This window comes from Alphaproteobacteria bacterium, assembly GCA_033344895.1.
GTDB lineage: Bacteria > Pseudomonadota > Alphaproteobacteria > UBA8366 > Aestuariispiraceae > Pacificispira.
In genome coordinates, this window is record JAWPMN010000001.1 from 3,533,688 (window position 1) to 3,559,609 (window position 25,922).

Consider the following 25,922-nt stretch of genomic DNA (forward strand, 5'->3'; position numbering starts at 1 on the left):
ACGTCACTACTTGCCGCGCAGGGCATGGACCGATGCGCCGTCGCCGGATTCCTCAGTCGCACCCTGTTCGGTTTCCGTCTGAAGTCGCTCGGCCTCCCGGCGCAGTCGACCGAAACTTCTGAAAGAAACCGGAATGGTCGCAAGATAGGCGACGCCGACGATGGTCAGGGTCTCCCAGGGCGCGCTGGCCAGCCCGGCGACAAAGATGCCCACAATGACCATGAACGGCAGCACCCAGCGTGGGGCCAGCTTGAACTTCTTGAACGAAAAGGTCGGCACCTCGCTGACCATCAGCAGCGCTATGCCCACCATCCAGAGGCCCGCAGCCCAGGCCGGGATGGAGGCTGTGTCGCCGAGCACGAATCCCAGCGGCAGGGGCAGCAGCCCGATCGCGGCGCCGGCCGGCGCGGGTATGCCCTGAAAGTAGTTGTATGCATAGGGCGGCAGCTTATCGAGCCGGCTGTTGAAGCGGGCAAGGCGTAGGCCGCAGCAAACCGCGAAGAACAGGGCGATCCCCCATCCCGGGCCGCCCAGTTCGCTGAGGCCCCAGAGCCAGAGGATCAGGGCGGGGGATACGCCGAACGCCACGAAGTCGCTGAGCGAGTCCAACTGGGCGCCAAAGTCGCTGGTCGCGCGCAGCAGGCGTGCCATGCGCCCGTCCAGCGCATCCAGAATGGCGGCGACCAGAATGGCGGCCACGGCGAATTCCCATCGGGATTCCAGCGCATAGCGCACCCCGGTCAATCCGGCGCAGGTCGACGCGACCGTGATCATGTTGGGAATCAGCCGCGCGACTGTCGTGCCGTTCAAGCGGGCCGGCCGGCCGGTATTGCGTCGGCGCTTCAGCATGCTTTCCAGTCTCCAGTTTTCGTTACGGTCAGCGCGTAGCGCCGTCCCGCGGGCCTTCCTTGCCCTTGGTGCCGCCCATATCCGCCAGCACCGTTTCGCCGGCGATGGCGCGTTGTCCTTCAACCGCCATCGGCACGACATTCGGCGGAAGGTATACGTCAACACGGCTGCCGAAGCGAATCATGCCGATCCGCTGGCCGGCCTGCACATCGTCACCGGTTTCCACATCCGCCAGGATCCGCCGTGCTACCAGGCCGGCAATCTGGACGACGGCCAATTCCTTTCCGCCGGGCGTCTCGATGCGGAAGGCCTGTCGTTCATTGTCGGTGCTGGCCTTGTCGAGGGACGCATTCAGAAACTTGCCCGGGCGATATTCCATCTTGGTAATCGTGCCATCTACCGGTGCCCGGTTCACGTGAACGTCGAAGACATTCATGAACACACAGATGCGCCAGACCGGTTTTGCCGGCATTTCCAGTTCCGGCGGCGGCTCTGCCTTGGAGACGCTTTGAACCAGCCCGTCCGCCGGGCTGATCACAAGGCCCGTCCGCGTCGGCGTCACCCGTGGTGGATCGCGGAAGAAATAGATGCACCAAGCCGTCAGTACAATTCCGGCGAACCAAAGCGGGCTCCACAGAAAGCCCACGCCGAAACCAAGAAGGGCGCACAACGTGATGAAGGGATAACCCTCCCGATGGATCGGGACCAATACGGTGTCCAACGCGTTCTTCATCTGCGATTCCTCACGTCCAGTGCGACAGGCGGATATGTTGGGCGCTGTCCTACACGGTCCGACCGTGTGACGCTACCCTATCCAAACTGGGTAATCCTAACCCGGTTTGCCATGTCTATTGTTTCGGAATTTCGAATACCTGCCCAGGGTAGATAAGGTCCGGGTCGCGAATCTGGTCGCTATTGGCGTCATAGATCACGGTATAGGCCAACCCTTCACCCAGGGTTCGGCGCGCGATCCGCCAGAGGCTGTTGCCCGGCTGTACCACGATGAAGGCGTCGCCGCTCAGATCGGTCAGCGGGGCGGCCCGGCTGAACGGGATCTCCAGACGCGCCACGACGCCCGACTCCCGCACCGCGTCCAAACGCATGGTGTAAACGCCTGGGGCAACTTCCTTTTCCGGATTGACGCGCCACGTTCCGTCATCCTGAACAGGGCCCGATCCGATCGGGGCGTTGTCGAGATAGGCAATGACCAGCGAAGAGGCAGGGCCTTTTCCGGCAATCGAAATGTTGCCGGACGGGTCGTAGTCGATGGTCTCGACGCTCAGCGCACCGTCCGCGGATTTCACGCCGGACGGCTCCGCCGTTGTTGCGCCCGGTGCGGGTGCATTGGCGGTCGCCGACGCGGCCGGTGCCTTTTCGCTGTCTGCGGGCGGGGCCTGAATCAGCTCAGCGCCCGGCTTTTCGTCGGGGATCAGAACGACCAGAGGTTCCTGCGGCGTCTCGCTCTGCGTTTCGCGTCCGGCCACGTCATGCCCGGGCTTCGGAACGACCAGAACAACGGTTCCCTTGCCCATGATGATGGTGCCGTCCGCCAGTTCCGCCCGCAGCTTCAATTCATGCGGGCCGGGCGGCAGCGGGCTGCTGGGCAGATAGACCCACTCGCCACGGTCATCCGCGGCAACCGTGCCGAGATCTGTCCCCCCGTCCAGCACGGTCACGTCCGCTCCGGGCTCGGCCCGGCCTGCGATCACGGCATCGCCGTTGGGGTCGATCCGGACAACGTCGAAGGTCGGCGGAATCGGTTGATGTGCCGGCTGCTCCTGTTCCGTAGCTGCCGGATTTTCAACTGTGGCGGCGGTCGTTTCAGCGGGGGGAGGGTCTTGAGTGTCGGCGGTCGATTCGGCGGCCGAGTCCGTTGCGGAAGCCGGCGCATCGTCCTGCGTCCCGGTTTCGGCGGGCTGCGGTGTCGTCGTCGCAGCAGGGGCGGATTCCGCTTCGCTACCGGGCGGCGGCGGCGCCTCGACCTGGCTCTGGTTCTCTCCGTCGATGGCTTCAGGCACCTGTTCGGGATTGCTCAGCCAGTTCAACAGAAGGGCCAAGAGCAGTATCACACCCCCAATGATGCCGATCCAGATCGTTCGGTTCACGCTTGCCCCCGCTTCTCCCGTGCCCAATCCTTGGACATCTCCTTGGCCGGACTTTACTTGCCGAATGCCCCGGGTGCAATTCCGTCAAGAAATTCCGAAGCCTGAATGGATTTCCGGCGACTTTAACCGAGATTCGCCTTTCACCGCTGGGCCTCAAATTTTATGCTCCCCGGAAGTGCGGCATGCAGGCCGTGAACGACCAGTTCAGATAGGGAGTAGGGTTGCGGTGCAGTCCCGTGTTCGATCGGTTTGCGTCTATTGCGGATCCAGCCACGGCGTTCGGCCGTCTTTTGATGAGGCGGCGACCCGTCTGGGGCAACAACTCGCAGCGGCGGGGATCCGTCTGGTGTACGGTGGCGGTGCCGTGGGATTGATGGGGGTCGTCGCTCAATCGGTTCTGGATTCAGGCGGGCAGGTCACCGGAATCATCCCCGACTTTCTCGACCGGGCGGAAGTCGGGAAGACCGACCTGACAGAATTGATCAAGACTGAAACCATGCATGACCGCAAGGCCATCATGGCCGAGCGATCCGACGGATTTGTCGTCCTGCCCGGCGGTCTCGGTACGCTGGACGAGACCTTCGAAATCCTGACCTGGAAGCAGCTGCAGCTGCATAACAAGCCGATCGTGCTGGTCAATGTCGAGGGCTATTGGGATCACTTCGTCCATCTGGTCGAACATCAGGTGCGCGAGGGCTTCGTGCGGGAACGGTATCTGCAGTTCTTCCGTGTCGTGGACACCGTTGAGGAAGTCGTACCGGCCCTCCTTGAAGATGCCGCCGCCGCGATGGATCAATCCGACCGGCTGGACAGGGCGTAGGGGAAACGGCATCGGGTCATGGGAAACGACTGACCGATATCGTGAATCATGATTAATGCCTCACTGAAAGTGTGATTTTGTCCTGAAAGGCGTGTTCGCGTGAAACTTACCGGGACCTACCGCAAGCTGGTTAAGGATACGACGATCAACGACACCACGTTGCTGTCGACGGATTACCTGAACCACTACAATGAGCTGGTCATGATGCTCGAAATGGTCTCCGACATGCCGGACATGTTGGAGGAAGTCGAGACGTGGCAGCCGAAGACGTATCAGCAGCATTTCAAGGACAGCGCCTTTCAACACAAGGACCTGGCCGTCTGGGCCTATGAACATGCACCGGACGAATACCGTGAGCCGATGGATGACTGCATCGCGCGGATGGATTCGGACATCTCCACCGGTCTGCCGGAGTTGCGCGTGCTGGCGGACAGCGGCGACGAGGAGCGCCTGAAGGGCGAAGCAGCCATCCTGACCACCCGGCTACGGGGATGGATCGACACGATGAGTGCGCTGATCAACGGTGCGCTCGACGCCGACGGCTATCAGGCCCGACTCCAGGCCGAGGGGCCGTCGGAAGCGACGACAACGGTCATGGATCAATCCTCCATCGACGCCTTGTTCGATTAGGTCTGGAGATCGGGCCGAAACGGGCCGTGCCAAGTCGCCGCGTGTGGATTGCGGGTTGGGAAGGTGTCTTGTATTGTCCGCGCCGAACGAGCCTAGGGGCCGTCGCGGGCGCTTTTTTCCCACCTTGCGCGCCGTTGCCGGACCTCCACACCTGACGAAAAAGGGGAGCCCCGAACCCATGTCGAAGATTAAGGTCGCCAATCCGGTCGTCGAACTCGACGGCGATGAGATGACCCGCATCATCTGGGATTTCATCAAGACCAAGCTGATCCTGCCCTATCTGGACATCGATCTGAAATACTACGATCTCGGGGTCGAGAAGCGCGACGAGACGGACGATCAGATCACGATCGACGCCGCCAACGCGATCAAGGAGCACCGGGTCGGCGTCAAATGCGCGACGATCACGCCGGATGAAGCCCGTGTCGAGGAGTTCGGCCTGAAGAAGATGTGGCGTTCGCCGAACGGTACGATCCGGAACATTCTGGACGGCACCGTCTTCCGCGAGCCGATCGTCTGCAAGAACGTGCCGCGCCTGGTGACGAACTGGTCCAAGCCGATCGTTGTCGCCCGCCATGCCTTCGGCGACCAATACCGCGCGACGGATTTCCTGATCCCGGGTGCCGGTCTGCTGTCGATCACCTTCACGCCGGAAGATCCGGACGGGGAAACCATTCGCCACCAGGTCTTCAAATTCGAAGGCGCTGGCATCGCCATGGGCATGTACAACCTGGATGATTCGATCCGCGGTTTCGCCCGTGCCTGCATGAACTACGGTCTGCTGCGCAAATACCCGGTTTACCTGTCGACCAAGAACACGATCCTGAAAGCCTATGATGGCCGCTTCAAGGATCTCTTCCAGGAAGTCTACGAGACCGAATTCGAAGAGACCTTCAAGAAGGCCGGCATCTGGTATGAACACCGCTTGATCGACGACATGGTCGCATTCGCGATGAAATCGTCGGGCGACTTCGTCTGGGCCGCCAAGAACTACGACGGCGACGTCCAGTCCGATTCCGTGGCGCAGGGCTTCGGCTCTCTGGGCCTGATGACGTCGGTTCTGATGACGCCGGACGGCAACACGGTCGAGGCCGAGGCCGCCCATGGCACGGTGACCCGTCACTACCGCCAGCATCAGCAGGGCAAGGAGACGTCGACCAACCCGATCGCGTCGATCTTCGCCTGGACCCGCGGCCTGAAGTATCGCGGCAAGTTCGACGACACGCCGGACGTCATCCGTTTTGCCGAGACCTTGGAATCGGTCTGCATCGAGACGGTCGAAAGCGGTCATATGACCAAGGATCTGGCGCTGCTGATCGGCGAGAACCAGAAATGGCTCACCACCAACCAGTTCCTCGACAAGATCGACGAGAACCTGAAGGACGCCATGGACCGCTGGTAAGGCCGGCGGTTCCATGTCCCTGAGGGACGAACTGACATTCAGGGACGCGCGGCCGGAGGATCTGGCCGCCGTCCTTTTTCATTTGGACGACGACAGTTCAAACGCGCGCCGCACCGCACCGCCGGACCCGTCCGATCCGGGACACATTGCGGCCCTGGCCGAGGTCACGGCCGACCCCAACAACCGGGTGGTCGTCGTCGAGCGGCAAGGGGTGGTGATCGGCACGTTTCAGCTTACGGTGATCCCGGGAGTCAGCCTGAAGGCAAGGCGTCGCCTGCAGGTGGAGGCCGTACGTGTTCGCGCGGACAACCGCGGCCTGGGAATTGGACGGATCATGATGGAATGGGCGTCCGCATACGGTCGCGAGAGAGAATGCGTGCTGATTCAGTTGACCACCGACCGCAGCCGGGACGGACGGGCCCGGGCCTTCTATGAAAGCCTGGGGTTCAAGGCATCCCATGACGGCATGAAAATGCGCTTGGACCGGTAGTCTCAGCGATTCCGGGGCAGGGGGTGTTTCGCCGCGATATCGGTGCCGCGGACATTTTCGCGCCAGAACGCATATAGCCCGCTGCCGAGAATCAACAGAATGCCCAGTGTCGCCTGAAGGTCCGGCCAGTCGCCGAATACCACGATGCTCCAGAAAACCGCCAGCGGCAGCGCGATGTATTCGAATGGCGCGGCCGCGGTTGCCTCGGCAAGGCGATATCCCTGCGAGATCAGATAGGCGCCGCAGGCGCTCAGCGAACCCACGGCAAGCATGATCCAAAGATCGCTGCTTTCCGGCCATGTCCAGGCCCGCAGCAGGAATGTCAGACTGGGGTCTTCGATGCCCTCGGCAAAGCGCCCGTCGCCGATGCCCAGGCCGATCGTGCTGCAGACCACCAGGAAGGTTGCCTGAATGTAAAAGGCCATGGTCGACGCCTTTTCCGTCACGCCGAGCTTTCGCGCCATGATCTGCATGCTGGCATAGGCGAGGGCCGCGACGATGGGGGCGAGGGCGGCGTACTGGAACGCCGCCGTACCGGGCCGGATGATGATCACCACGCCGATGAGTCCGACAATCACCGCCAGCCAGCGTCGCAGTCCGACTTTTTCGCCCAGAAAGGGGACGGAGAGCGCGGTGATGAACAGTGGTGCTACGAAGAAGATCGCCGTTGCCTCACCCAGGGACATGGTCGCGATGCCGGTGAAGAAGGCCATGTTCGCGATGAACACACATAGCCCGCGCAGCAGGTGCAGTGGCATGCGCTTGCTGAGCAGGTTGCGATAGCCGCCTTCCAACGGAACGAAGATCAGCAGAATGACGCTCAATGCGACACAGGCACGGATGAAGACAATCTGGTGCAGCGGGTAGCCGTCACTCAGCGACTTGATCATCATGTCGGCGGTCGAGAAGGTCAGCCCGGCCGCGATGACGCAGAGAATGCCCAGAGTGGCGGGATTGCGCAGAGCTGCTGTCATGTCGATCCCGCCTTCTCGGTCATCGGAAAAAGAAGCTGATGCCTTCGGCCTCGAAGGTGTCGATCACTTCCGGGAGCTCCTGGCAACGCCGCGCGTGGGCCAGCAGGTTGGGACGTACCGAGGGCGGATCCGGGATCTTGAACTGTTCCGCCCATCCGGCGAGCATGAACAGGAAGATGTCGGCGCAGGTCGGTGAGTTGCCGACCAGCCAGTCCCCCGACTTCGCCAGTTCCCGGTCCACGATTGCCAGATGGCCGCCGACCCGGTCCGCGGCGCGGCTTTTGACGGCGGTGATCTGCTCGGAGGTCTCGGCGTAGCGGCGGGCATAGGCCGAAACCATCAGGTCTGCCTGGATCGTGTTGGTCGAGAATGTCAGCCAGTCGATCGTCAGGGCGCGGGCCGTCGTTCCGATCTGGGGCAACAGGCCGGATGCCGGATAGGTCTCGGCGACATACTGGCAGATCGCAGCCGATTCCCGGATGACGAACCCGTCCGCGCTGGGGTCACCCACGGCCAGGGTCGGCACGCGTGCATGGGGGTTCAGCGCCAGATAGGCCGGGTCGGTCAGGCCGCCCCGGTTCCGTTCGACCAGGGAAAGCTGAAAGTCGGCACCAGCCTTGCGCAGACAGATATGCGGGGCGAGGGAGGCGTTGTCGGGATAATAGTAAAGTGTAAGGGACATGGTCCTGCTCGATTTAGGGGAAAAATCCCAGCCCCGACACTAGTCGTGACTGTCCGGAATTGCGATGCCTCACTTGATCCGATTTGCCACAACAGACAAGACCGTGGCGACCGTAAGGCGGTGAAGTTGACTTACCCCCGGGGTTTGGCTGTATTGGCGCGCATCGAATTCACATGGCGAGAGGCAGCATGACAGACGGCGAAACGGTGATCCTGACCCGGCGCGGTCCGATCGGACATATTCTTCTGAACCGGCCGAAGGCGCTCAATGCGATTACCTTCGAGATGGTGATTGCCGTCGCCGATGCCCTGTCCGACTGGGAGAAGGACGACGCGGTTCGCGCGGTGATCATCGAAGGGGCGGGGGACCGCGCGTTCTGTGCCGGCGGCGATGTTATCGCGGTCAGCAAGGCCGGTCAGGAGCAAACGGATCTGTGCCGCGACTTCTTTCAGGCGGAATATCGGCTGAACCGCACGATCCACCTGTTCGAAAAGCCCTACATCGCCTTTCTGGACGGCATCACGATGGGCGGCGGCGTGGGCCTTTCGGTCCATGGCAAGCACCGGATCGTGACCGAAAAAACGCTGTTCGCCATGCCGGAAACCGCAATCGGCCTGTTCCCGGATGTGGGCGGCAGCCACTTCCTGTCCCGCTGCCCGGGTGAAACGGGGACTTATCTCGGCCTGACCGGAGCGCGGTTGGGGGCGGCGGACATGATGGCCGTCGGCCTGGCAGACAGCCACATGCCGTCGGACTCGCGGGACGCCTTCTTTGCCGCGCTTGAAGCAGCGGACTGGAGTGGACGCGACGCCGATTCCGTGGTCAGCGAAATCACCGGGCAATTCGCGACCCCGGCCGGCGAAACGACGATCGAGACGATCCGCGCCGATCTGGACCGGCTCTTCGCCGGGGACGATCTGGAAGAGATTGTGGCCCGGTTGAGCGCGGATACCGGGGAGTTTGCCGCGAAAGCGGCGGCGCTGCTCGACGGGAAGTCGCCGACAATGTTGAAAGTTTCGCTGAAGCAACTGCGGTTGGGCGCGATGCAGGATTTCGACGCCAATATGGTCATGGAGTACCGTATCGTTCGCCGCGCCCTGCAGCCTGGCGCTGATTTCCATGAGGGCGTTCGCGCGTTGCTGATCGACAAGGACAAGGCACCGAAATGGAATCCGGCGCGTCTGGAGGATGTTTCGGACGCGATGGTGCATTCCCATTTCGAGGCGCCGCCGGAAGGGGATCTGGTTCTCGACCCGGAGTGAGACCATCCAACAGGCACATTTTTTCCATAACAAAATGAACCGACAGGGAGACTAGAGACATGAAGATCGGGTTTATCGGCGTAGGCAATATGGGCGGTCCGATGGCACGAAATCTGGTGGCCGCCGGTCATACGGTTACTGTGTTCGATCTGGATCCCGCCCATGTGGAAAGCGTGACACAGGTCGGCGCGACCGGTGCGGACAGCGCCGCGGCAGCGGTTGCCGGCGCTGAAGCGGTCGTCACCATGCTGCCGGCAGGCCCACATGTTCGTGATGTCTACGAAAACTCTGTTCTGCCGAATGCGCCGGCAGGTGCCCTGTTGATCGATTGTTCGACGATAGACGTGGAGACCGCGCGCGCCGTCGCCGATCTGGCCGTGGAAAAGGGGTTCGCCATGGTCGATGCCCCGGTTTCCGGCGGTGTCGGCGGTGCGGAAGCCGGTACGCTGACATTCATGGTCGGCGGGCCGGACAAGGCGTTCGCAACCGCCAAGCCGGTGCTGGAGAAGATGGGCAAGTCCATCGTTCATTGTGGCGGCGCCGGGAACGGTCAGGCCGCAAAGATCTGCAATAACATGATGCTGGGCATCCAGATGATCTCGGTTGCGGAGGCATTCGTGCTGGCGGAGAAGCTGGGACTGGATCACCAGAAACTGTACGACGTGTCGTCCAAGGCTTCGGGGCAGTGCTGGTCGCTGACGACCTATTGCCCGGTGCCCGGCCCCGTTCCGACGTCGCCGGCCAACCGTGACTATCAGCCGGGTTTTGCCTCGGCGATGATGGTCAAGGACCTGAAGTTGAGCCAGGGAGCCGCAGAAACCTTCCAGGCGAAAACCGCGCTCGGCCAGCGCGCTATGGAGATGTATCAGCAGTTTACCGATTCGGGTAACGGCGATGTCGACTTCTCCGGAATCATCAAAATGGTCCGGGATGGTTAACGCGGAAAATCGATGCTGGACAAAGCTTTAGCCGGTCGACTAAGTTTCCGACTAGGCGATAGGGAGGATTCGGTGTAACACCGATGTCGCATTGGCGGTCGGAGAAAACCGGCCGCTTTCAGCACGGGTCAAACTAGTAAAGAGATGTGCCGGTGAAGGAGGAATATCTCAGCGTCATCCGACTGATCGAGCGTCTGCACCGCCAGTTTCTGGAAGTGGTGAAGGGCGAGATCGACCGGCTGGGCATTCGAGACATCAACAACATTCAGGCGCTCATCCTTTACAATATCGGGGAGGACGAGCTGACCGTGGGTGAGTTGACGCACCGCGGCTATTACCTCGGTTCCAACGTCTCCTATAATGTGAGGAAGATGGTCGAAAACGGCTATCTGATCCAGGAACGCTCCACCCATGATCGCCGTTCGATCCGCGTCCGCCTGTCCGAAAAGGGCATGGATGTCCGCAACAAGGTCAACGACGTGATCGACGAACAGCAGGCGAAGCTGGGCGAGACCGGCATCAACGCCGAACAGCTGCAGTTTACCGCGACCGTTCTGAACCGGATTGAGCGATTCCTGCTGCATACACACGGTTACGGCCCGGTACGCTGACCGGCAGTCTTTGACATCCTGATCGGTACTAAATGGTGTTAGGGCGGACCTTGCGCCCGGGTTAGCCGCGCGTGGCCTCCCGGCGTGCCAGGAAGGCCAGCCGCTCGAACAGGTGGACGTCCTGCTCGTTCTTAAGCAGGGCACCATGCAGGGGCGGAATAGCCTTGCCCGGATCGGTTTCGCGAAGAATTTCGGGGTCGATTTCTTCCACTAGCAGCAACTTGATCCAGTCCAGAAGCTCAGAGGTCGACGGGCGCTTCTTCAGGCCGGGGACTTCTCTAATCTGGAAGAAGAGGGTCAGCGCCTCATTCAGCAGGCGCTTCTTGATGTCCGGGAAATGCACCTGGACGATCTGCTCCATGGTTTCCGGATCGGGAAAGCGGATGAAGTGGAAAAAGCAGCGGCGCAGGAAGGCGTCCGGCAGCTCTTTCTCATTGTTTGACGTGATGATCACGATCGGGCGCTTTTCGGCGCGGATGACTTCTTTCGTCTCGTAGACGTGAAACTCCATCCGGTCCAGTTCCAGCAGCAGGTCGTTCGGGAATTCGATATCGGCCTTGTCGATCTCATCGATCAGCAGCACCGGCGCCGGATCGGTCGTGAAGGCCTCCCACAGCTTGCCCCGGACGATATAGTTGCGGATGTCGTGCACCCGTTCGTCACCAAGCTGGCTGTCGCGCAGGCGGCTCACCGCGTCATACTCGTAGAGGCCCTGCTGCGCCTTTGTCGTCGACTTGATATGCCATTCGATGATGGGGCGCCCCAGCCCTACGGCCACCTCTCGCGCTAGCTGTGTCTTGCCCGTTCCGGGCTCACCCTTCACCAGAAGCGGGCGTTCCAGAGCGACCGCGGCGTTGACTGCGACGGCCAAGTCTTCGGAAGCGACATAGTTGGAGGTACCGGTAAAGCGCATGGTTATCTTTCGTCTGATTTGGAGAAGCCAAGGCGAAGAGAGCAGGAGATTAGGGTTGTCATCGAGCCGGATCAAGCGATCCGGGGATGATGTCGCTTCCCGAAAGCCCGGATTGTTCCCGGACCGGGGAACCCGTCAGTCCAAATTCCACTCGTAGCATCGAAAACTTTTGTCCCGCCGGCATTGACGAGACGGGGGATGCGGGTGAAAGGGGAAGCCGGTTGATATGGAACGGGGGATCATATGGCGGAAACAGCGCGGAAAGATGCTCATATTGCGCCGAACGGCTATTCCTTGCCCCGTACGGCACCGCCTGTCGCGGTTTCCGGCCTGATACTGTCCATGTCGCTGATCGCCATCGGTGGCGGTCTGATCTTTGCGTATATTCCGATCCGCCTGGGTGAACTGGGCTTCGGCCCATCGGCCGCCGGATGGATTCTGACATCCATGGCGGCAGGCGGTTTCATCGGCTGTCTGGGCACAGGCCCGATCGTGAAGCGTGTCGGCCACGCCCGGGCCTACATGACGTTGGCGGCATTGCTGATCCTGAGCCACCTGACCCTGGCTCTGACGGTCGATCCCGTTCTATGGATGGCGGCCCGTGCCGGCTATGGGCTGGCCGCGACCGGGCTGTTCATCATTTCGCAGAGTTGGCTGAACGATGCCTGTCCGAACGAATGGCGCGGGCGCGTCATGGCCATTTTCTACATGGCCTATGTCCTGTGCATCGGCTTCGGTGGCTTCCTGATCACTTTCGTCGACACCGACGGCGGCTATGGTCCACAGCTGGCGATCGTGTTTGTGACCCTGGCAATCCTGCCGGTCGGCCTTACCAACCTGAAGGCGCCGCTGCCCCCAGAATATGTGACGGTATCCTTTCGCGGCGCCTGGCGGATTTCCCCAGTCGGTCTGGTGGGGCTGCTGGCGGTGGGCGGTCTGACGATGCTGGTGCAGGGATTCGCGCCGATCTACGCCCATGCCATCGGGTATGCGAAGGACGAGATCGGCCTGATGCTGTTTCTGATGCAGTTCGGGATGATAGCGGTGCAGATGCCGCTGGGCGCCCTCAGCGACCGCATGGATCGACGCAAGGTTCTGATCGTGGCCTGTATCCTGGTCCTGATTTTCGCGGGGATCAGTTCGCAGGTCGGCGAAATCAGCCTGTGGGTCCTGATCGTGCTGTTCGGTGTCTGGGCCGGCGCGACGGAGACGATCTACGCCGTGGCCAATGCCCATGCCAATGACCGTGCCGAGCCGCAATACTATGTCGCGCTGTCGATGACGATGCTGTTCGCGTGGTCGCTGTCCGGCTTCGTTCTGCCCGGCGCGGCGTCCATCCTGACGGACCTGTATGGAGCCAAGGCGTTCATGTATGTCGCCATGGCGATCGCGCTGGCATATGGCCTGTTCGTGACCTACCGGATGACCAGGCGAGAAGGGGTGCCGATCGAGGATCAGGAATCCTATGAACCACGTGCGGCGCAGGTCGCCTACTCGCCGGAACTCTATGCCCCGGTTACCGAAGACGACGTGGATCAGGAAATCCCACGCTAGGAGGGTCAGGCCCGCAACGCCGGGGTGCCCTGGAAGGCCGCCGATCGCTCCAGAACGTCCGCCGCCCGCAGCACGGTCTCCTCATCAAAGGCACGGCCCAGAAGCTGCAGACCCAGGGGCAGGCCATTGGCGTCGAAACCGGCAGGCACGGAGATACCCGGGATCCCCGCCAGATTGGCTGGGACGGTAAAGACGTCATTCAGATACATCTGGATCGGATCATCCTGCCGCTCATCCACGCCGAAGGCCGCCGACGGCGTCGCCGGCGTCAGCAGCACGTCGCAGGTCTCCCATGCCTTGCGGAAGTCCTCGGCGATGCGGGTACGCACCTTCTGAGCCTTCAGGTAATAGGCATCGTAATAGCCTGCCGACAGGACATAAGTGCCGATCAGGACGCGGCGCTGGACTTCCTCGCCGAAGCCTTCGCCCCTCGTGTTGGCGTACATCTCGTCAAGAGTGTCGCCGGGCACGCGAAGACCGAAACGCACGCCGTCATAGCGCGCCAGGTTCGACGATGCCTCGGCCGGGGCGACGATGTAATAGGCGGGCAGGGCGTAGCGCGTATGCGGCAGGCTGACCTCGACGATCTCCGCCCCGGCTTCGCGCATCCACGCAATACCCTGGGTCCACAGGGCTTCGATTTCGGACGGCATGCCGTCGATCCGGTATTCCTTCGGCACGCCGACGCGCAGACCCTTTATGTTGCCGGTCAGCGCCGCCTCGAAATCGGGGACATCGGCACGGGCGCTGGTCGAATCCTTGGGGTCGTGTCCGGCCATCGTGCCCAGCATGATCGACGCATCGCGAACAGTGCGGGTGAACGGTCCGGCCTGGTCCAGCGAACTGGCAAAGGCGATGATGCCCCAGCGGCTGCAGCGGCCATAGGTCGGCTTGATGCCGACGGTACCGGTCAGCGCGGCGGGTTGGCGAATGGAGCCACCGGTATCCGTGCCGACCGTGGCCAGCGCGGAGCGTGCGGCCACCGCGGCTGCGGACCCGCCGGATGACCCGCCGGGCACAAGCCGCTTGTCCGGGTTCCCGTCCTCCTGCCATGGGTTGATGGCCGGGCCGTAATGGCTGGTCGTATTGGACGACCCCATGGCGAACTCATCGAGGTTCGTCTTGCCCAGCATGACGGCGCCGGCATCCCACAGCTTCGACGAAACAGTGGATTCATAGGTCGGTTTGAAACCATCCAGAATATGCGACGCGGCCGTGGTCAGGACGCCGTCGGTGCAGTACAGATCCTTCACGCCCAGCGGTATGCCCTCGAGCGCTCCGGCCTCACCCTTGGCGAGACGGCCATCGCTGGCGGCCGCCATTTCACGCGCCTTGTCGGCTGTCTCCGTAATGTAGGCGTTCAGCGACCGCGTCTTCTCCATCGCGCCGATATAGGCGTCGGTCAGTTCGACGGCGGAGAAATCCTTGGCACGCAGCCCGTCGCGGGCCTCACTGAGCGTAAGGTCGAGAAGATCGGTCATCGCCCTTGTGTCCTTATTCGACGACTTTGGGAACGGTGTAGAAATGGCCCTGCGGGTCGGGGGCATTGGCGACGACCTTGTCCGGATAGCCGCCGTCCGTGACTTCGTCTTCGCGCCATTGCGCGGCCATGTCCACGGCGGATGCCATCGGCGTCACGCCATCGGTGTCGACTTCACCCAGTTGTTCGACCCAGGCGACAATGGCATCCAGTTCCTGGGCCAGCGGTGCCAGCCGGTTCTCGCCTACATTGATGCGGGCCAGATGGGCGACTTTCGCGACGGTCTTCGGGTCCAATGCCATGATCTTCGGCTCCCGGTGAGTTTTGGGCTGAATCGGCGCGGAAGCTATCACCGGCACCGCCGCCCGGCAAGCCGGGTTGCGGGCGTTCCGCCTTGCGCCGCGCGGCGCCGGGACCTATGACGGAACCATGATCCTGGACACCGTACTTGACCTGCCTTCCGGAGTGGCGCTGCTGGGCCTCGACCTGGGCGAAAAGACCATCGGAATTGCCATTGGCGATCCCGCCGGCAGTATTGCGTCCCCGCTGGAAACCATCCGACGTGCCAAGTTCACGAAGGATGCTGAACGAATTGAAGCAATCGTGGCGGAACGTCGAATCGGTGGCCTGGTGATCGGGTTGCCGGTCAATATGGATGGCAGCGAAGGGCCGCGTTGCCAGTCCTCCCGTCAGTTTGCGCGGAACTTGATATCGCTGCGCGGCTTTGACCGCCCAATAGCCTTCTGGGATGAGCGGCTGTCGACCACGGCGGTCGAGCGGGTTCTGATTGATCAGGCCGACATGACGCGGGCACGGCGGGGCGATGTGGTCGACAAGATGGCCGCATCCTTCATCCTGCAGGGGGCGTTGGACGCCCGGCGACTAGCCCGCTAGGGCCTGCTGGAACAATGTCGGGTCGACATTGCCGCCGGAAATAATGGCGACCACAGGGCCATCCCCCGCCGGCAGTTTACCCGTCAGAATTGCTGCCAGTGCCACCGCGCCGCCAGGTTCGGCCACAAGCTTCAGGTCCAGGAAGGCGGCTTTCATCGCTGCCATGGCCTCGTCATCCGTCACGACCAGACCGCCATCCAGCAGGCGTTTGTTCAGGGCGAAGGTAATCGTTCCCGGGCTGGGGGACAGCAAGGCGTCGCAGATCGACCGGGCCGCCGGGTCGACGCGCTCCGGCTGGCCGGATTCAAGCGACCGGGCAGTGTCATCAAATCCAGCCGGCTCCGCGGCGAAGACTTTCAGATCGGGGAGGCGGGTCTTGAGTGCCAGGGCGGTACCGGACAGCAATCCGCCGCCGCCGCAGGGCGAAACGACCGCCTCGGCCTCCACGCCCAGTTCCGAGAGTTGATCGGCGATTTCCAACCCGATTGTGCCCTGACCGGAAATGATGAATGGGTCGTCATAGGGACGAACCAGGGCCGCACCGCGCTCCTGCGCGATGCTTTCGGCGATGGCCGTGCGGTCCTCCGTGAAGCGATCATAAAGATGAATCTCCGCACCCCATGCGGCGGTGTTCGCGCGTTTGATCGCCGGCGCGTCGGACGGCATGACGATCAGGGCCGGAATGCCGGCATAGCGCGCCGCGGCTGCGACTCCCTGTGCGTGATTGCCGCTGGAATAGGCGACGACGCCGCCTTTGCGCGCGTCGTCCGTCAGGCTCCGAATCTTGTTGCTGGCGCCCCGGAATTTGAAGGAACCGGTCCGTTGCAGACATTCCGGCTTTACCAGGATGCGCCGCCCGACCCGGTCGTTCAGCAGGGGCGATTCCAGCAGGGGCGTTCGGATCGCAACGCCGTTCAGGCGTCCCGCGGCGGCCAGAATATCGTCAAATTCGGGGGCGTCGTCAGCGGAGGGTGGCGAGAAAGGCATGAATGGCACTCCGGGCTTCCGGTTCGTCCAGGGTCGGAGCGTGGCCCCGACCGGCAATGAGGGTCTGCCGCAGGTCGGGTTTGACGTCCTTCATCCTGCGGAAGCACTCCTCACTCAGCAGGGACGACAGTTCGCCGCGAAAGGCAAGCGTGGGAATGGGCCGAAGCGCCCTGTACATCGACCAAAGGTCGGGGAGGGCGCCGGCGCGGCGCATGGGGTCGGCAATGCGCGGATCCCAGTCGGCCTGAACGGTCCCATCCGTTTCTTCCCGGAAGCAGCCTTCCGCCGCCCGGCGCCAGCCTTCTTCGTCCAGATTGAGATCCGGCAGCATCGTCCTGACCGCGTCCACGGCGGCGTCCCAATCGGCGTAACCGCGGGCATCGGCGATATAGTCGGCAATCCGCGCGACCCCGTCGGTCGGCAGGTCCGGACCGCTGTCGTTCAGGACGGCGCCGGCCAGAACGGTCGGCATGGCGATTGCCATCCCCATTGCCAGAAATCCACCCAGGGATGTTCCGACGACCACGATCCTGTGAAGATTGAGGGCGCAAAGCACGTTCCGGATGTCGTCGATATAGACGGACGGAGTGTAACTGGCGGCATCGAGGGGCCGTCCGGATCGTCCCCGGCCGCGATAGTCCAGTGCGATTACGCGATGTCCGTCCGCCGCCAGCGCAGTGGCCAGGCGCGAAAAATCCCGCGAGGTCCGCGTGACGCCGGGCAGGCACAGGATCGTTGGACCATGTGGGGTTCCGGCAGGCAGGGTTTCCGCAAAATGAAGACGCGTGCCGTCGCGCGCCGTCACATAGCTCATGCCCCGACAATGTCCGGCAGCGTCGTCAGGTCGGGCAACACGGCCGCCGGTTCGCCGGGCAGACGTTCCAGCGGGCGATCGAAACGGTTGATCCACGCAACCTGAAAACCGAAATGGGCTGCACTGAACGCGTCCCAGCCATTGGACGACATGAAGGCGACGGATGACCTGTCCTGCAGGCCGAAACGTGTCAGGACCAACTGATAAATTCTGGGGTCCGGCTTGAAGATGCCGACGTCCTCCACGGACAGAACGGCATCCAGATCGGCGCGGATGCCGGCGCTGTCGACGGCCCCGTCCAGCATATCCATCGACCCGTTGGACAGAATTGCCGTCTTGAGCCCCGCCTTCTTCAGACGCTTCAGCATGGACGGTACTTCAGGGTAGGCCGCCAGCTTGAAATAGAGATCCAGCAGTTTGCGCCGCAACTCCTTCTCCCCGGACAGGCCGCATTCGTCCATAGCGAAATCCAGCCCGTCCTGTGTGACCTCCCAGAACGACTTGTAGCTCGGGACCAGGCTGCGCAGCCAGGTATATTCCAACTGCTTCTGGCGCCAGATGGCGGACAAACGGTCCGCCTCCGGGCCGATTTCCCCTTTCAGTTCCGCCGCAGCGGCATGCACGTCGAACAGTGTGCCGTATGCGTCAAAGACGCAGACCTCTATGCCTTGGAAACTCGTCATGTCAGCCTTTCCGGATCTTCAGCCGATTTCCGCGCGGAAGGTGATGGGCATGGACCGGCCCGTTGCGCGTTGGCGGTAGACGTTGATGTTCTCGATCACGCGCTGGACGTAGTTGCGCGTTTCGCTAAAAGGAATGGATTCCATCCAGTCGATGGTGTCCTCGAAACTCATGTCCCGCGGGTCGCCAAATCGACGTATCCACGTTGTGACCCGATGCGGGCCGGCATTGTAGCCGGCCAGGGCCATGGGCAGGACGCCGTCGAACTTCTCCAGGAGATCCTTCAGATAGGCACTGCCCAGTCGCACATTGTAGTTGATATCGGTGGTCAGGTCGGCCTGGCGGTATTTGATCTTCTCCCAACCGGAAACGCTGCGCGCGGTGGCGGGCATCAACTGCATCAGCCCCATGGCACCGGCCCGGCTGATGGCACCGATATCAAACCCGCTTTCCTGCCGGATCAGGCCGTGAACGATCGTCAGGTCGGCGATGCGGCTGTCCGTCAATGGCAATTCGGGATAGCCGCCCAGGGTGACCACCTCGCTCTTGATGGCCTGACGGGCGGTGAAAACCGCCAGATCCAGACGACCGATATCCGTGGACAGGTCCGCCAGAAGTCGGAAATGGGACGGGTCGCGATACGTGCGCGCCAGATGCCATACCAGGGCCCGAACCGTCTCGTCCGCGCCGATCTGTGACAGATGACGGATGACCTGCGCCAGTTCGGTGGATTCGAATGTATCGCGCTCGACCGGCGTTATGAAGGGTTCGTTGGGCAGGGTGGGGCGCAGGTCGATCGGCAGTTTCATCGCCGCAAGCTGGCCGTAGAAGCTGGAGGTATGATGTGCCGCGACGGCGTACCATTGCTGAGCGATTTCGGCCTTTCCGGCCGCTTCCGCCGCACGACCGGCCCAATAGGCCGCACGGGAGCGGCTGACCGGATAACCGACATTGCCATACATGTCCCGAAAATGCGGGAACGCCTTTTCGGGATCGTTCAGATGGCGCAGCGCGACCCAGCCCGCGAACCATTCCGCCTCGGCAAAATCCGCGCCGTCCGGCACACGGTGCTGACTGGCGATGTCGTATGCGCGCTGCGGCTGACCGTCTTCCAGCAGGTCGCGCGCAATGACCGCACGCTCGTGCCACCAGCGCTCCGGATAGGCCTTCTGCATGTCCGGCCAGGCCATCAATTCGATTGCGTCTTCTTGGCGGCCCTTGAGGCGTCGCCAGCGCAGTCTTTCGAAAATCAGGCCGGGATGATCCTGCAACGTCGGTGGCACGCGATTGATGGCGGCATCGACACCCCCCGCGCGACGGGCGAGGCGGATGCGGGCGTCGGCCAATTGCCGATATGCGTCGGGCACGCGATGGGCCTGGCGTTCGGCGGCAGCGTAGTTCTGCTCCCAGATCAACCGATCCAGGCGATAGATCTCATCGTCCATCGGGATGAGTTTGCGGTATTCGGATCGAAAAGCATGTTCGTCGCTGGCGCTCATGTCGAGTTCCCGCCAGGCACGGATCGCCTCCGCCGAGAGCTGCGCGTGCAGGCCGGCACGCTTCAAGGCCGCGGCATAGAGTAGAAACCCTTTGCCCGTCTTTGGCGGATGATCGCGAAACCAGCTCAGGATCACCGTGTCCGGCAGGGCGTCGCTCATCGCCTGTTCCGCGCGCAGCTCCAGCCGCTCCTGGCGCGGCCAGCCGGGATTTTCCGCGATGAATTCGACGATTTCCTCGAAGCTGGCGTCGGATGCATCGCTTTGCAGATACAGCCAGCGGATCGCCTTGGCCGGCAGGCGGTCCGTCGGCCGCTCTGCATGCTTCAGGGCGATATCCCACCGCCCGCGATCCACGGCACGGAAGGCGATTTCGTATTCCTTCAGATCCTGCGGAGAAAGCGGGGCGGACTGCAGGTCCGGCGGTGCTGCGAAAAGACAGGAAACAAAGAGCATCACGGCCGCAATAGGGCCGCATCCGCGTCGCGCTGGGCGCAGGGTGGTCATTCTCGCTCGCTCCGTTTACGCGCTGGGCGTCGGTCGTTGCGCCGGACCGTAGGTCCTGCGATCGGCGGTCGGCGCATTGTCGCGCGGATCGCTCCCCCATGTAGGACCGTCGTCAGTATCGTGTGCTTCGCAACTACGCGCAACAGGGGAACATAACACTTTTGCCCGGTTTCTCGCTTGTTGCGGCGTACGGGCCTGTGGTAACACCCCCGCTCGCTTCGGGCGCGGAATCCGCAGTCCGGTTTTCGATTGATGTGGGAGAGTATGGAAATGCCTGCGATGTTTCGCGGATCGATGACGGCGCTGATCACGCCGATGCATGATGACGGATCGGTCGACGAAGCCGCTTTCCAGAAATTCGTGCAATGGCAGATCGATGAAGGCACGGACGGGGTCATTCCCGTCGGAACGACGGGTGAATCGCCGACCCTGTCCCATGCGGAGCATGAGCGTGTCATCGACATGACCATCGAGGTCGCGAAGGGCACGGTGCCGGTTATCGCCGGGACCGGGTCGAACAACACCCAGGAAGCGATCAGCCTGACCCGTCACGCCAAGGAAGCAGGCGCGGATGCCGCCCTGGTGGTGACACCCTATTACAACAAGCCGACCCAGGACGGCCTCTACGCGCATTTCGCGGCGATCGCGTCGGCGGTTGATATCCCGATCATGATCTACAATATCCCGGGCCGTAGCGTGATCGACATGTCCGTGGCGACCATGGCGCGCTTGGCGAAGGATTTTGACACCATCGTCGGCGTCAAGGATGCGTCCAATGATCTGGCCCGTCCGCTGCTGACACGCGTCGCGATCGGAGAGGATTTCTGCCAGCTTTCCGGCGAAGATGCCACGATCGCCGCGTTCCTGGGGCAGGGCGGTCATGGCTGCATCTCCGTTTCGTCCAATGTGGCGCCGAAATTGTGCGCCCAGTTGCACGACGCCTGGCAGCAGAAGGACTGGGACGCGTTCGAGAAGGCACGGGATACGCTGGCACCGATCCACACGGCAATGTTCTGTCAGGCCTCTCCGGCGCCGGCCAAATACGGTGCCAGCCTGCTGGGTATGAGTGGTGAGACGGTCCGGCTGCCGCTGGTGTCTGCGACGGACGATACGAAGGCTCAGGTACGAAAGGCGATGGAAAGCGCGGGCCTGCTGTAAGGCGGGGGCGCGGACCGATGCAACGGTATCCCGATGGCGAAGGAAAAGAAAAAGACCATGATGTCGACCGGCACCATCGCGGTGAACCGGCGCGCACGTCATGACTATGCCATCGAGGAGGAGTTTGAGGCCGGGATCGTTCTGACAGGGACGGAGGTCAAGTCTCTGCGGATGGGCACAGTGAATTTGTCGGATTCCTATGCCGCGCCGAAGGGCGATACCGTCCTGCTGCACAACCTCTATATCGGCGAGTATCCGCACGCGCCGCCCCGGGCGCAGCATGAACCGAAACGCATTCGCCCGCTGCTGTTGCACAAGCGGGAGATTGCGCGGCTGACCGGGGCGGTTCAGCGGGATGGGCTGACGCTCGTGCCGATGCGGATGTATTTCAACAATCGCGGCATTGCGAAACTTGCGCTGGGCCTCGGCCGAGGCAAAAAGCAGGTCGATAAGCGTCAGGACATCAAGAAGCGCGACTGGGACCGCCGCAAGGCTGCCATCCTCCGGCGCGAAGGCTAGAGCCGCAATCGAATTCCGGGGGGAGGGGCCATCATGTACGGCGTTCTGCTGTGTCTGCTTTCCGCCGGCCTCCTGGGCATTCAGATCCCGCTTGCCAAGCTGTCCTATGATGCCGGCGCCGACGCGTTCTTGTTCGCCTGTGCCCGCTCCGTCCTGATATCCGGCCTATTCATTGCCCTCGCCCTGATGCAGGGGGTGTCCCTGGCCTTGCCGCGCCGCGCGCTGCCGATGCTGGCAATCATTACTGCCGGGACGACGGCGATTTCCTATGGCTATCTGGGCGCCATCGACCGCATTCCGGCCAGTCTCGCTGCCATGGTCTTCTACCTCTATCCGCTCTTCGTACTGCTGGTCGGCGCCATGCGGGAGCGACGCCTGCCAGGTCCGCGCCGCACGGCAATTCTGGTCCTTGCCTTCGTCGGGCTGGGCTTCGTCTTCGGACCGTCCTTTCAAGATCTGGACGGCATCGGCGTCGCGATGGGCGTCCTCGCGGCCCTTGGTGCCACAGCCTATTTCACCTTTGTGCCGTCGACGGCGGCGGTGATCACATCCTACTCGATGCTGGCATGGTCCAATCTGATCGTGGCCGTGCTGTTCATCCCGCCCGTTCTATCCGGCGATCTTGGGCTGCCGACCGGTCAGACAGGCTGGATGGCGTTCCTGGTCGGTGCGGCGGTCTATGCGGCCGGGCTGGGGCTGACCTTCCCCGCAATCGGCCGGGCCGGCTCGGTCAAGGCGGCGATGCTGTACAATTTTGAACCGGTCGTGATCATCGTCGTATCCGCGCTGCTGCTGGGGGAATGGTTGACGCCGATACAGTATGGCGGTGTCGCGGCGGTGCTGGTGGCGCTGGTGTTTGCCAGTGCGCGAAGCGCGGAAGACCAGCCCGGACTTTCGTGAATTGGGCGCACCGAACCGGTTCGGTGGGCCGATCCGATCAGGAGTTTGCCAGACGCAGCAGGTTCGGGATCGGCGCGGTGATGCGACGAACCTCGATTAGGGTGTCCGACTGCTTTGCCCCCTTCTTCGCTTCGGCGATGGTCTCGATCATCGTGTCGGAGGTAACCTCGACGGCATCCTCGGTCACGTGAACGACCGCCGCGCAGCAGCTCAGCAGTGCATAGCGGCGCCAGTGACCGTGACGATCCCGCGCCTCGATGGCGCCGGCCTCTCGGTGCTCCGCCGAATAGAAGCTTTCCACGTCGTGTCTGAAACGCGTCAGGATGCGGTCGATCATTTGAGTCACGGCATCCTCATCCAGGTCCCTGAATCCGGCGAAGAAATCGTCGCCACCGATATGACCCAGGAATGTGCCCGGAACGGTGCGTGTCTCGTCGCGAAGAAGGTCCGAGAAGAGGGTGATGGCCCGATCGCCCTGACGGAAGCCATAGGTATCGTTGAACGGCTTGAAGTCGTTGAAGTCGAAGTAGACGACGCTCCATGAACCGCTGCGCTGTTCCAACCCGGAGGCGATGTAATCCACGACCGAATTGTTCCCGGGCAGCTTGCTCAACGGGTTCTGGTCGCGGGCCAGTTTCAGATTCTTCTCATTGATGATCCGCAGCAGGGCATCGGCGGTCAGGAACCCGACATACTGAAAATTCTCGGTGATCAGTATTCCGTCATTGTGGTTGCCGATCGCATAGGTCTCCAGAATCTTCTCGGCCTCGGTATTGATGTCCGCGATCGGACAGCGCGACAGGAAATCCTTCAGGGTCTTGCCGAAGGCCTTGTTCTGCAACAGATCCCGACCGTACTGAAGATAGATGAAATCCTTAAGGTCGCCTTCCCGCACGAGCCCGAGGGGCCGGCCGTCCTCACCGAGGATGGGAAAGACCGACTGGTTCTTGTGGACCCGGAAGGATTCGAAAACGGCGGTCATCGGGTCGTTGATGGATACCGAAATCAGCGGTTCGATGTAGTCGCGGATCAGGAACTTGTCGGTATCGCGCTGACGCCGGTCGCGGCTGTTCGTCTCCGGAACGATTTCGTACAGGGTCGACAGGCTGTCATGTTCCGTCGTCGGTCGGGCGATGAAGAACCCCTGTACAAGGTCGCAGCCGATACTCTTGCAGGCCAGAAACTCCCGTTCGGTCTCAACGCCTTCCGCCAGGACCGTGATGCCCAGCACATGGGCCAGGTTGACTATGGATGAGACGAAAAGGCGCTTCTTCGAATCGTCGGCGATGCCGTTGATGAAGAACCGGTCGATCTTGATGTAGTCCGGCTGATGCTCGTAGAGCATCTGCATTTCCGAAAAACCGCGGCCGAAATCGTCGATTGCGAGCTGGTAATTGTGCTCGCGGCAGGTCCGCAAGGTGTCGGACAAGTGCCGGGCAGAGGCGTTGTCGTATTTTTCGGAGAGTTCCAGCACCAGGTTTTCCGGTGGCATCCTGTAGCGGCCGAGGATCTTCCCGGTCTGATGCGGGTGGTAGTCCTGACTTTCGAAGATGCGGCCGTCGATGTTGTAGAACAGCTTCGCGCCGCGGCAGGCCTCGCTGCGTGCAAACTGGGAAATCGCGACCTGGCGCAGAATCATATCGACGCGGTGGAGGATCCCCGCATTCCAGGCATAGTCGAAGAAATCCGGAATGCTGTTGAAACCGAGCTTGTCGACATTCCGGATCAGCGCTTCGAACCCGAAGCAGTGGCCGGTATGAATGTTCACGATCGGCTGGAACGCGAATGTCGCGGCGCGTTCGATCGCCTCAAGAAAGGCGGAACTGCGGGACTTCGTATCGAAGGTCGACATCACCCAACACAACTCATGCGGTTTCGTGTCAGGTGAAGATAGCGTCAATTTCTAAACAGTTGCTTACCAAATGCCCCTGCCGCGAAATCTTCACGGAACTGAAAACATTCAAAAAATCACTAGGAACAAAGCTCTAACGCAATGCGCGGTACCCTGATAGATCGAATGGGGCCGTGCCATTGCCGCCGGTCCAGTCGTCGGCTGCACGTAGGGCTGAGATTGCGGACAAAGTCAACCCAAGGTGGTTGTGGCCGAAATTGAAATAGGCTCTATCCGTAATCGGCGACGGTCCCAGATAGGGCAGGGAATCCGGTGTCGAGGGTCGACGCCCCATCCAGCGGTCGCGGATCGTGGTGTCTAGGCCGGGCAACATGCGGCCTGCTTCTGCCACGAGCCGCTCCAGTCGGCGGTAGTCGGGCGGCGCGTTGGCGTCGGTGAACTCGGACTGGGTCGTCAGGCGCATGCCGTGTTCCATCGGGCAGAGGACCATGCTGTTCTCAACCCAGAAGGTAGGCCGGTTCAGGCCCTTTTCCGGGATTTCGAACATGGCGTGATAGCCGCGCTCTGCGACCAGCATCGGCGCGGCGCCGAGCTGCCGCGCAAACTTCCTCGAATAGGCGCCGGCACAGATCATGACGCGATCGGGGTGGTGGATGGCCTGATCCGTCGTCACCACGACACGGCCATCCGCCTGAACCGACAGGTCGATTGCCTCCTGCTGCAGGATTTCGGCCCCAAGCCCACGCGCGGTATCGGCGACGATCTCGCAGAGCCGGCGGGGATTGCGCACGAACAGCCCGTCCGGCTGCCACATGGCGCGGACAAAAAACTTGGCGAGATTGGGCTCCATCTGGCGGAGTTCGTCCTGAGACAAGATTTCCAGCGGTGCTCCACGTCGTTTCAGGAAGTCCCGTTCCGGAGCATGATCGCGGAACCCTTCCTCGCTGGAATACACCTTCAGCCAGCCGACATCGCGCAGCAGCGATTCCGCCGGTGTGCCGCGAACCAGATTCTTCCAGGCCGGTGCGGCGTCACGGGTGAGGGCGTAGAGAGCGATGGAGTTTTCTTCCGCCCGTTTCGCGGAACATTCACGCAGAAACTGCAGGAACCAAGGCAGGTTCCTGATCGCCTGGCCGGGTTTCAGGGTGAGCGGGCCCAGCGGGTCGAACAGCATCTTTGGCACGGCAAAGGGCAGGCCCGGTTGAGCCAGAGGGGATGCGGAAGGCACGATGCCGCCGGCATTGCCATGGCTGGCACCGGAGCCGGGGCCCTTCCGATCAAGCAGGGTAACCTTAAAGCCGCGACGGGCGAAGGTCAGGGCCGCGGTCGAACCGACGAGGCCGGCCCCGAGGATCAGGATGGATTCTCCGGGGTGCGCCGGACGATGGTCGGTCATGTTGCTCT

General features: G+C 62.1%; 25 protein-coding genes and 1 pseudogene. 12 read left to right on the forward strand and 14 right to left on the reverse strand.

Features of this window, described 5'->3' with window-relative positions:
• Positions 1-6: 6 nt before the first annotated feature.
• The 3 genes from R8L07_16990 to R8L07_17000 all read right to left on the reverse strand — a co-directional run bounded on the left by R8L07_16990 (position 7) and on the right by R8L07_17000 (position 2,954).
• On the reverse strand, positions 7-849 hold the full coding sequence (locus R8L07_16990; GenBank protein MDW3207239.1) for a phosphatidylcholine/phosphatidylserine synthase: 843 nt from the start codon (positions 847-849) through the stop codon (positions 7-9).
• Between the two features lie 28 nt (positions 850-877).
• Positions 878-1,582 carry a phosphatidylserine decarboxylase gene (locus R8L07_16995; GenBank protein ID MDW3207240.1) on the reverse strand — a complete coding sequence of 235 codons (705 nt, stop codon included), beginning with the start codon at positions 1,580-1,582 and terminating at the stop codon, positions 878-880.
• A 115-nt stretch (positions 1,583-1,697) separates the two neighbouring features.
• Positions 1,698-2,954, reverse strand: a complete 1,257-nt coding sequence (locus R8L07_17000; GenBank protein ID MDW3207241.1) for a LysM peptidoglycan-binding domain-containing protein — start codon at positions 2,952-2,954, stop codon at positions 1,698-1,700.
• 226 nt (positions 2,955-3,180) lie between these two features.
• Between R8L07_17000 and R8L07_17005 the strand changes: the two genes are divergently transcribed.
• The 4 genes from R8L07_17005 (at position 3,181) to R8L07_17020 (ending at position 6,296) form a co-directional block, all read left to right on the forward strand.
• Entirely contained in the window at positions 3,181-3,774 is a 594-nt protein-coding gene (locus R8L07_17005; protein MDW3207242.1) for a TIGR00730 family Rossman fold protein, read from the forward strand.
• A gap of 99 nt (positions 3,775-3,873) precedes the next feature.
• Complete coding sequence (locus R8L07_17010; protein ID MDW3207243.1) at positions 3,874-4,404, forward strand: hypothetical protein; 531 nt, start codon at positions 3,874-3,876, stop codon at positions 4,402-4,404.
• Positions 4,405-4,582: 178 nt separating this feature from the next.
• Positions 4,583-5,806: an NADP-dependent isocitrate dehydrogenase gene (locus tag R8L07_17015; protein MDW3207244.1), complete on the forward strand. Its 1,224-nt coding sequence runs from the start codon at positions 4,583-4,585 to the stop codon at positions 5,804-5,806.
• Positions 5,807-5,819: 13 nt separating this feature from the next.
• Positions 5,820-6,296, forward strand: coding sequence for a GNAT family N-acetyltransferase (locus R8L07_17020; GenBank protein MDW3207245.1), 477 nt, complete (start codon positions 5,820-5,822; stop codon positions 6,294-6,296).
• A gap of 2 nt (positions 6,297-6,298) precedes the next feature.
• Here R8L07_17020 and R8L07_17025 read toward each other — a convergent pair whose 3' ends face one another.
• On the reverse strand, positions 6,299-7,270 hold the full coding sequence (locus R8L07_17025; protein ID MDW3207246.1) for a DMT family transporter: 972 nt from the start codon (positions 7,268-7,270) through the stop codon (positions 6,299-6,301).
• 19 nt (positions 7,271-7,289) lie between these two features.
• Positions 7,290-7,952: a glutathione S-transferase family protein gene (locus R8L07_17030; GenBank protein MDW3207247.1), complete on the reverse strand. Its 663-nt coding sequence runs from the start codon at positions 7,950-7,952 to the stop codon at positions 7,290-7,292.
• Between the two features lie 188 nt (positions 7,953-8,140).
• On the opposite strand from R8L07_17030, the gene R8L07_17035 reads away from it, so the two are divergent.
• From R8L07_17035 to R8L07_17045, 3 genes and pseudogenes are all read left to right on the forward strand, one after another.
• Positions 8,141-9,214, forward strand: a complete 1,074-nt coding sequence (locus R8L07_17035; protein ID MDW3207248.1) for an enoyl-CoA hydratase/isomerase family protein — start codon at positions 8,141-8,143, stop codon at positions 9,212-9,214.
• Between the two features lie 56 nt (positions 9,215-9,270).
• A pseudogene (mmsB, locus tag R8L07_17040) lies at positions 9,271-10,152 on the forward strand (3-hydroxyisobutyrate dehydrogenase).
• Between the two features lie 152 nt (positions 10,153-10,304).
• Positions 10,305-10,763 (forward strand): MarR family winged helix-turn-helix transcriptional regulator, encoded by a 459-nt coding sequence (locus R8L07_17045; protein ID MDW3207249.1) that lies wholly within the window; start codon positions 10,305-10,307, stop codon positions 10,761-10,763.
• A 61-nt stretch (positions 10,764-10,824) separates the two neighbouring features.
• Here the strand turns inward: R8L07_17045 and R8L07_17050 are convergent, their stop codons facing one another.
• Entirely contained in the window at positions 10,825-11,676 is an 852-nt protein-coding gene (locus tag R8L07_17050; protein ID MDW3207250.1) for a MoxR family ATPase, read from the reverse strand.
• A gap of 243 nt (positions 11,677-11,919) precedes the next feature.
• On the opposite strand from R8L07_17050, the gene R8L07_17055 reads away from it, so the two are divergent.
• Positions 11,920-13,230, forward strand: coding sequence for an MFS transporter (locus tag R8L07_17055; GenBank protein MDW3207251.1), 1,311 nt, complete (start codon positions 11,920-11,922; stop codon positions 13,228-13,230).
• A gap of 5 nt (positions 13,231-13,235) precedes the next feature.
• On the opposite strand, the gene gatA is transcribed toward R8L07_17055, so the two are convergent.
• Positions 13,236-14,711: an Asp-tRNA(Asn)/Glu-tRNA(Gln) amidotransferase subunit GatA gene (gatA, locus tag R8L07_17060; protein ID MDW3207252.1), complete on the reverse strand. Its 1,476-nt coding sequence runs from the start codon at positions 14,709-14,711 to the stop codon at positions 13,236-13,238.
• Positions 14,712-14,724: 13 nt separating this feature from the next.
• Positions 14,725-15,012, reverse strand: a complete 288-nt coding sequence (gene gatC, locus R8L07_17065) for an Asp-tRNA(Asn)/Glu-tRNA(Gln) amidotransferase subunit GatC (GenBank protein ID MDW3207253.1) — start codon at positions 15,010-15,012, stop codon at positions 14,725-14,727.
• Positions 15,013-15,139: 127 nt separating this feature from the next.
• On the opposite strand from gatC, the gene ruvX reads away from it, so the two are divergent.
• On the forward strand, positions 15,140-15,604 hold the full coding sequence (gene ruvX, locus R8L07_17070) for a Holliday junction resolvase RuvX (protein ID MDW3207254.1): 465 nt from the start codon (positions 15,140-15,142) through the stop codon (positions 15,602-15,604).
• Here the strand turns inward: ruvX and R8L07_17075 are convergent.
• From R8L07_17075 to R8L07_17090, 4 genes are read right to left on the reverse strand one after another with little or no spacing between them, the layout of a single operon-like run.
• The gene (locus tag R8L07_17075) at positions 15,593-16,591 is read right to left on the reverse strand and encodes a threonine/serine dehydratase (GenBank protein ID MDW3207255.1); all 999 of its coding nucleotides are present in this window, start codon (positions 16,589-16,591) and stop codon (positions 15,593-15,595) included. The two genes, ruvX and R8L07_17075, sit on opposite strands and share 12 nt — an antisense overlap.
• Positions 16,566-17,405, reverse strand: coding sequence for an alpha/beta hydrolase (locus tag R8L07_17080; protein MDW3207256.1), 840 nt, complete (start codon positions 17,403-17,405; stop codon positions 16,566-16,568). The genes R8L07_17075 and R8L07_17080 overlap by 26 nt, the downstream gene beginning before the upstream one ends.
• Positions 17,402-18,088 carry a haloacid dehalogenase type II gene (locus R8L07_17085; protein MDW3207257.1) on the reverse strand — a complete coding sequence of 229 codons (687 nt, stop codon included), beginning with the start codon at positions 18,086-18,088 and terminating at the stop codon, positions 17,402-17,404. The genes R8L07_17080 and R8L07_17085 overlap by 4 nt, the downstream gene beginning before the upstream one ends.
• A gap of 18 nt (positions 18,089-18,106) precedes the next feature.
• Complete coding sequence (locus R8L07_17090; protein ID MDW3207258.1) at positions 18,107-20,089, reverse strand: lytic transglycosylase domain-containing protein; 1,983 nt, start codon at positions 20,087-20,089, stop codon at positions 18,107-18,109.
• A gap of 279 nt (positions 20,090-20,368) precedes the next feature.
• Here R8L07_17090 and dapA point away from each other — a divergent pair, with 279 nt between their 5' ends.
• The 3 genes from dapA to R8L07_17105 are packed head-to-tail and all read left to right on the forward strand — an operon-like array spanning position 20,369 to position 22,666.
• Positions 20,369-21,247 (forward strand): 4-hydroxy-tetrahydrodipicolinate synthase, encoded by an 879-nt coding sequence (gene dapA / locus R8L07_17095; protein MDW3207259.1) that lies wholly within the window; start codon positions 20,369-20,371, stop codon positions 21,245-21,247.
• A gap of 33 nt (positions 21,248-21,280) precedes the next feature.
• On the forward strand, positions 21,281-21,766 hold the full coding sequence (smpB, locus tag R8L07_17100) for an SsrA-binding protein SmpB (GenBank protein ID MDW3207260.1): 486 nt from the start codon (positions 21,281-21,283) through the stop codon (positions 21,764-21,766).
• A gap of 33 nt (positions 21,767-21,799) precedes the next feature.
• Positions 21,800-22,666: a DMT family transporter gene (locus tag R8L07_17105; GenBank protein ID MDW3207261.1), complete on the forward strand. Its 867-nt coding sequence runs from the start codon at positions 21,800-21,802 to the stop codon at positions 22,664-22,666.
• Positions 22,667-22,703: 37 nt separating this feature from the next.
• On the opposite strand, the gene R8L07_17110 is transcribed toward R8L07_17105, so the two are convergent.
• Positions 22,704-24,518: a GGDEF domain-containing protein gene (locus R8L07_17110; protein ID MDW3207262.1), complete on the reverse strand. Its 1,815-nt coding sequence runs from the start codon at positions 24,516-24,518 to the stop codon at positions 22,704-22,706.
• 133 nt (positions 24,519-24,651) lie between these two features.
• Positions 24,652-25,914 (reverse strand): FAD-dependent oxidoreductase, encoded by a 1,263-nt coding sequence (locus R8L07_17115; protein MDW3207263.1) that lies wholly within the window; start codon positions 25,912-25,914, stop codon positions 24,652-24,654.
• Positions 25,915-25,922: the final 8 nt, after the last annotated feature.

What these genes read in the sequence shown, in the direction of transcription:
- R8L07_16990 (MDW3207239.1), bottom strand. Translation starts at nt 849, where the DNA reads ATGCTGAAGCGCCGACGCAATACCGGCCGGCCGGCCCGCTTGAACGGC.
- R8L07_16995 (MDW3207240.1), bottom strand. Translation starts at nt 1,582, where the DNA reads ATGAAGAACGCGTTGGACACCGTATTGGTCCCGATCCATCGGGAGGGT.
- R8L07_17015 (MDW3207244.1), top strand. Translation starts at nt 4,583, where the DNA reads ATGTCGAAGATTAAGGTCGCCAATCCGGTCGTCGAACTCGACGGCGAT.
- R8L07_17020 (MDW3207245.1), top strand. Translation starts at nt 5,820, where the DNA reads ATGTCCCTGAGGGACGAACTGACATTCAGGGACGCGCGGCCGGAGGAT.
- R8L07_17025 (MDW3207246.1), bottom strand. Translation starts at nt 7,270, where the DNA reads ATGACAGCAGCTCTGCGCAATCCCGCCACTCTGGGCATTCTCTGCGTC.
- R8L07_17030 (MDW3207247.1), bottom strand. Translation starts at nt 7,952, where the DNA reads ATGTCCCTTACACTTTACTATTATCCCGACAACGCCTCCCTCGCCCCG.
- R8L07_17035 (MDW3207248.1), top strand. Translation starts at nt 8,141, where the DNA reads ATGACAGACGGCGAAACGGTGATCCTGACCCGGCGCGGTCCGATCGGA.
- R8L07_17050 (MDW3207250.1), bottom strand. Translation starts at nt 11,676, where the DNA reads ATGCGCTTTACCGGTACCTCCAACTATGTCGCTTCCGAAGACTTGGCC.
- R8L07_17055 (MDW3207251.1), top strand. Translation starts at nt 11,920, where the DNA reads ATGGCGGAAACAGCGCGGAAAGATGCTCATATTGCGCCGAACGGCTAT.
- gatA (MDW3207252.1), bottom strand. Translation starts at nt 14,711, where the DNA reads ATGACCGATCTTCTCGACCTTACGCTCAGTGAGGCCCGCGACGGGCTG.
- gatC (MDW3207253.1), bottom strand. Translation starts at nt 15,012, where the DNA reads ATGGCATTGGACCCGAAGACCGTCGCGAAAGTCGCCCATCTGGCCCGC.
- ruvX (MDW3207254.1), top strand. Translation starts at nt 15,140, where the DNA reads ATGATCCTGGACACCGTACTTGACCTGCCTTCCGGAGTGGCGCTGCTG.
- R8L07_17075 (MDW3207255.1), bottom strand. Translation starts at nt 16,591, where the DNA reads ATGCCTTTCTCGCCACCCTCCGCTGACGACGCCCCCGAATTTGACGAT.
- R8L07_17080 (MDW3207256.1), bottom strand. Translation starts at nt 17,405, where the DNA reads ATGAGCTATGTGACGGCGCGCGACGGCACGCGTCTTCATTTTGCGGAA.
- R8L07_17085 (MDW3207257.1), bottom strand. Translation starts at nt 18,088, where the DNA reads ATGACGAGTTTCCAAGGCATAGAGGTCTGCGTCTTTGACGCATACGGC.
- R8L07_17090 (MDW3207258.1), bottom strand. Translation starts at nt 20,089, where the DNA reads ATGACCACCCTGCGCCCAGCGCGACGCGGATGCGGCCCTATTGCGGCC.
- dapA (MDW3207259.1), top strand. Translation starts at nt 20,369, where the DNA reads ATGTTTCGCGGATCGATGACGGCGCTGATCACGCCGATGCATGATGAC.
- smpB (MDW3207260.1), top strand. Translation starts at nt 21,281, where the DNA reads ATGGCGAAGGAAAAGAAAAAGACCATGATGTCGACCGGCACCATCGCG.
- R8L07_17105 (MDW3207261.1), top strand. Translation starts at nt 21,800, where the DNA reads ATGTACGGCGTTCTGCTGTGTCTGCTTTCCGCCGGCCTCCTGGGCATT.
- R8L07_17110 (MDW3207262.1), bottom strand. Translation starts at nt 24,518, where the DNA reads ATGTCGACCTTCGATACGAAGTCCCGCAGTTCCGCCTTTCTTGAGGCG.
- R8L07_17115 (MDW3207263.1), bottom strand. Translation starts at nt 25,914, where the DNA reads ATGACCGACCATCGTCCGGCGCACCCCGGAGAATCCATCCTGATCCTC.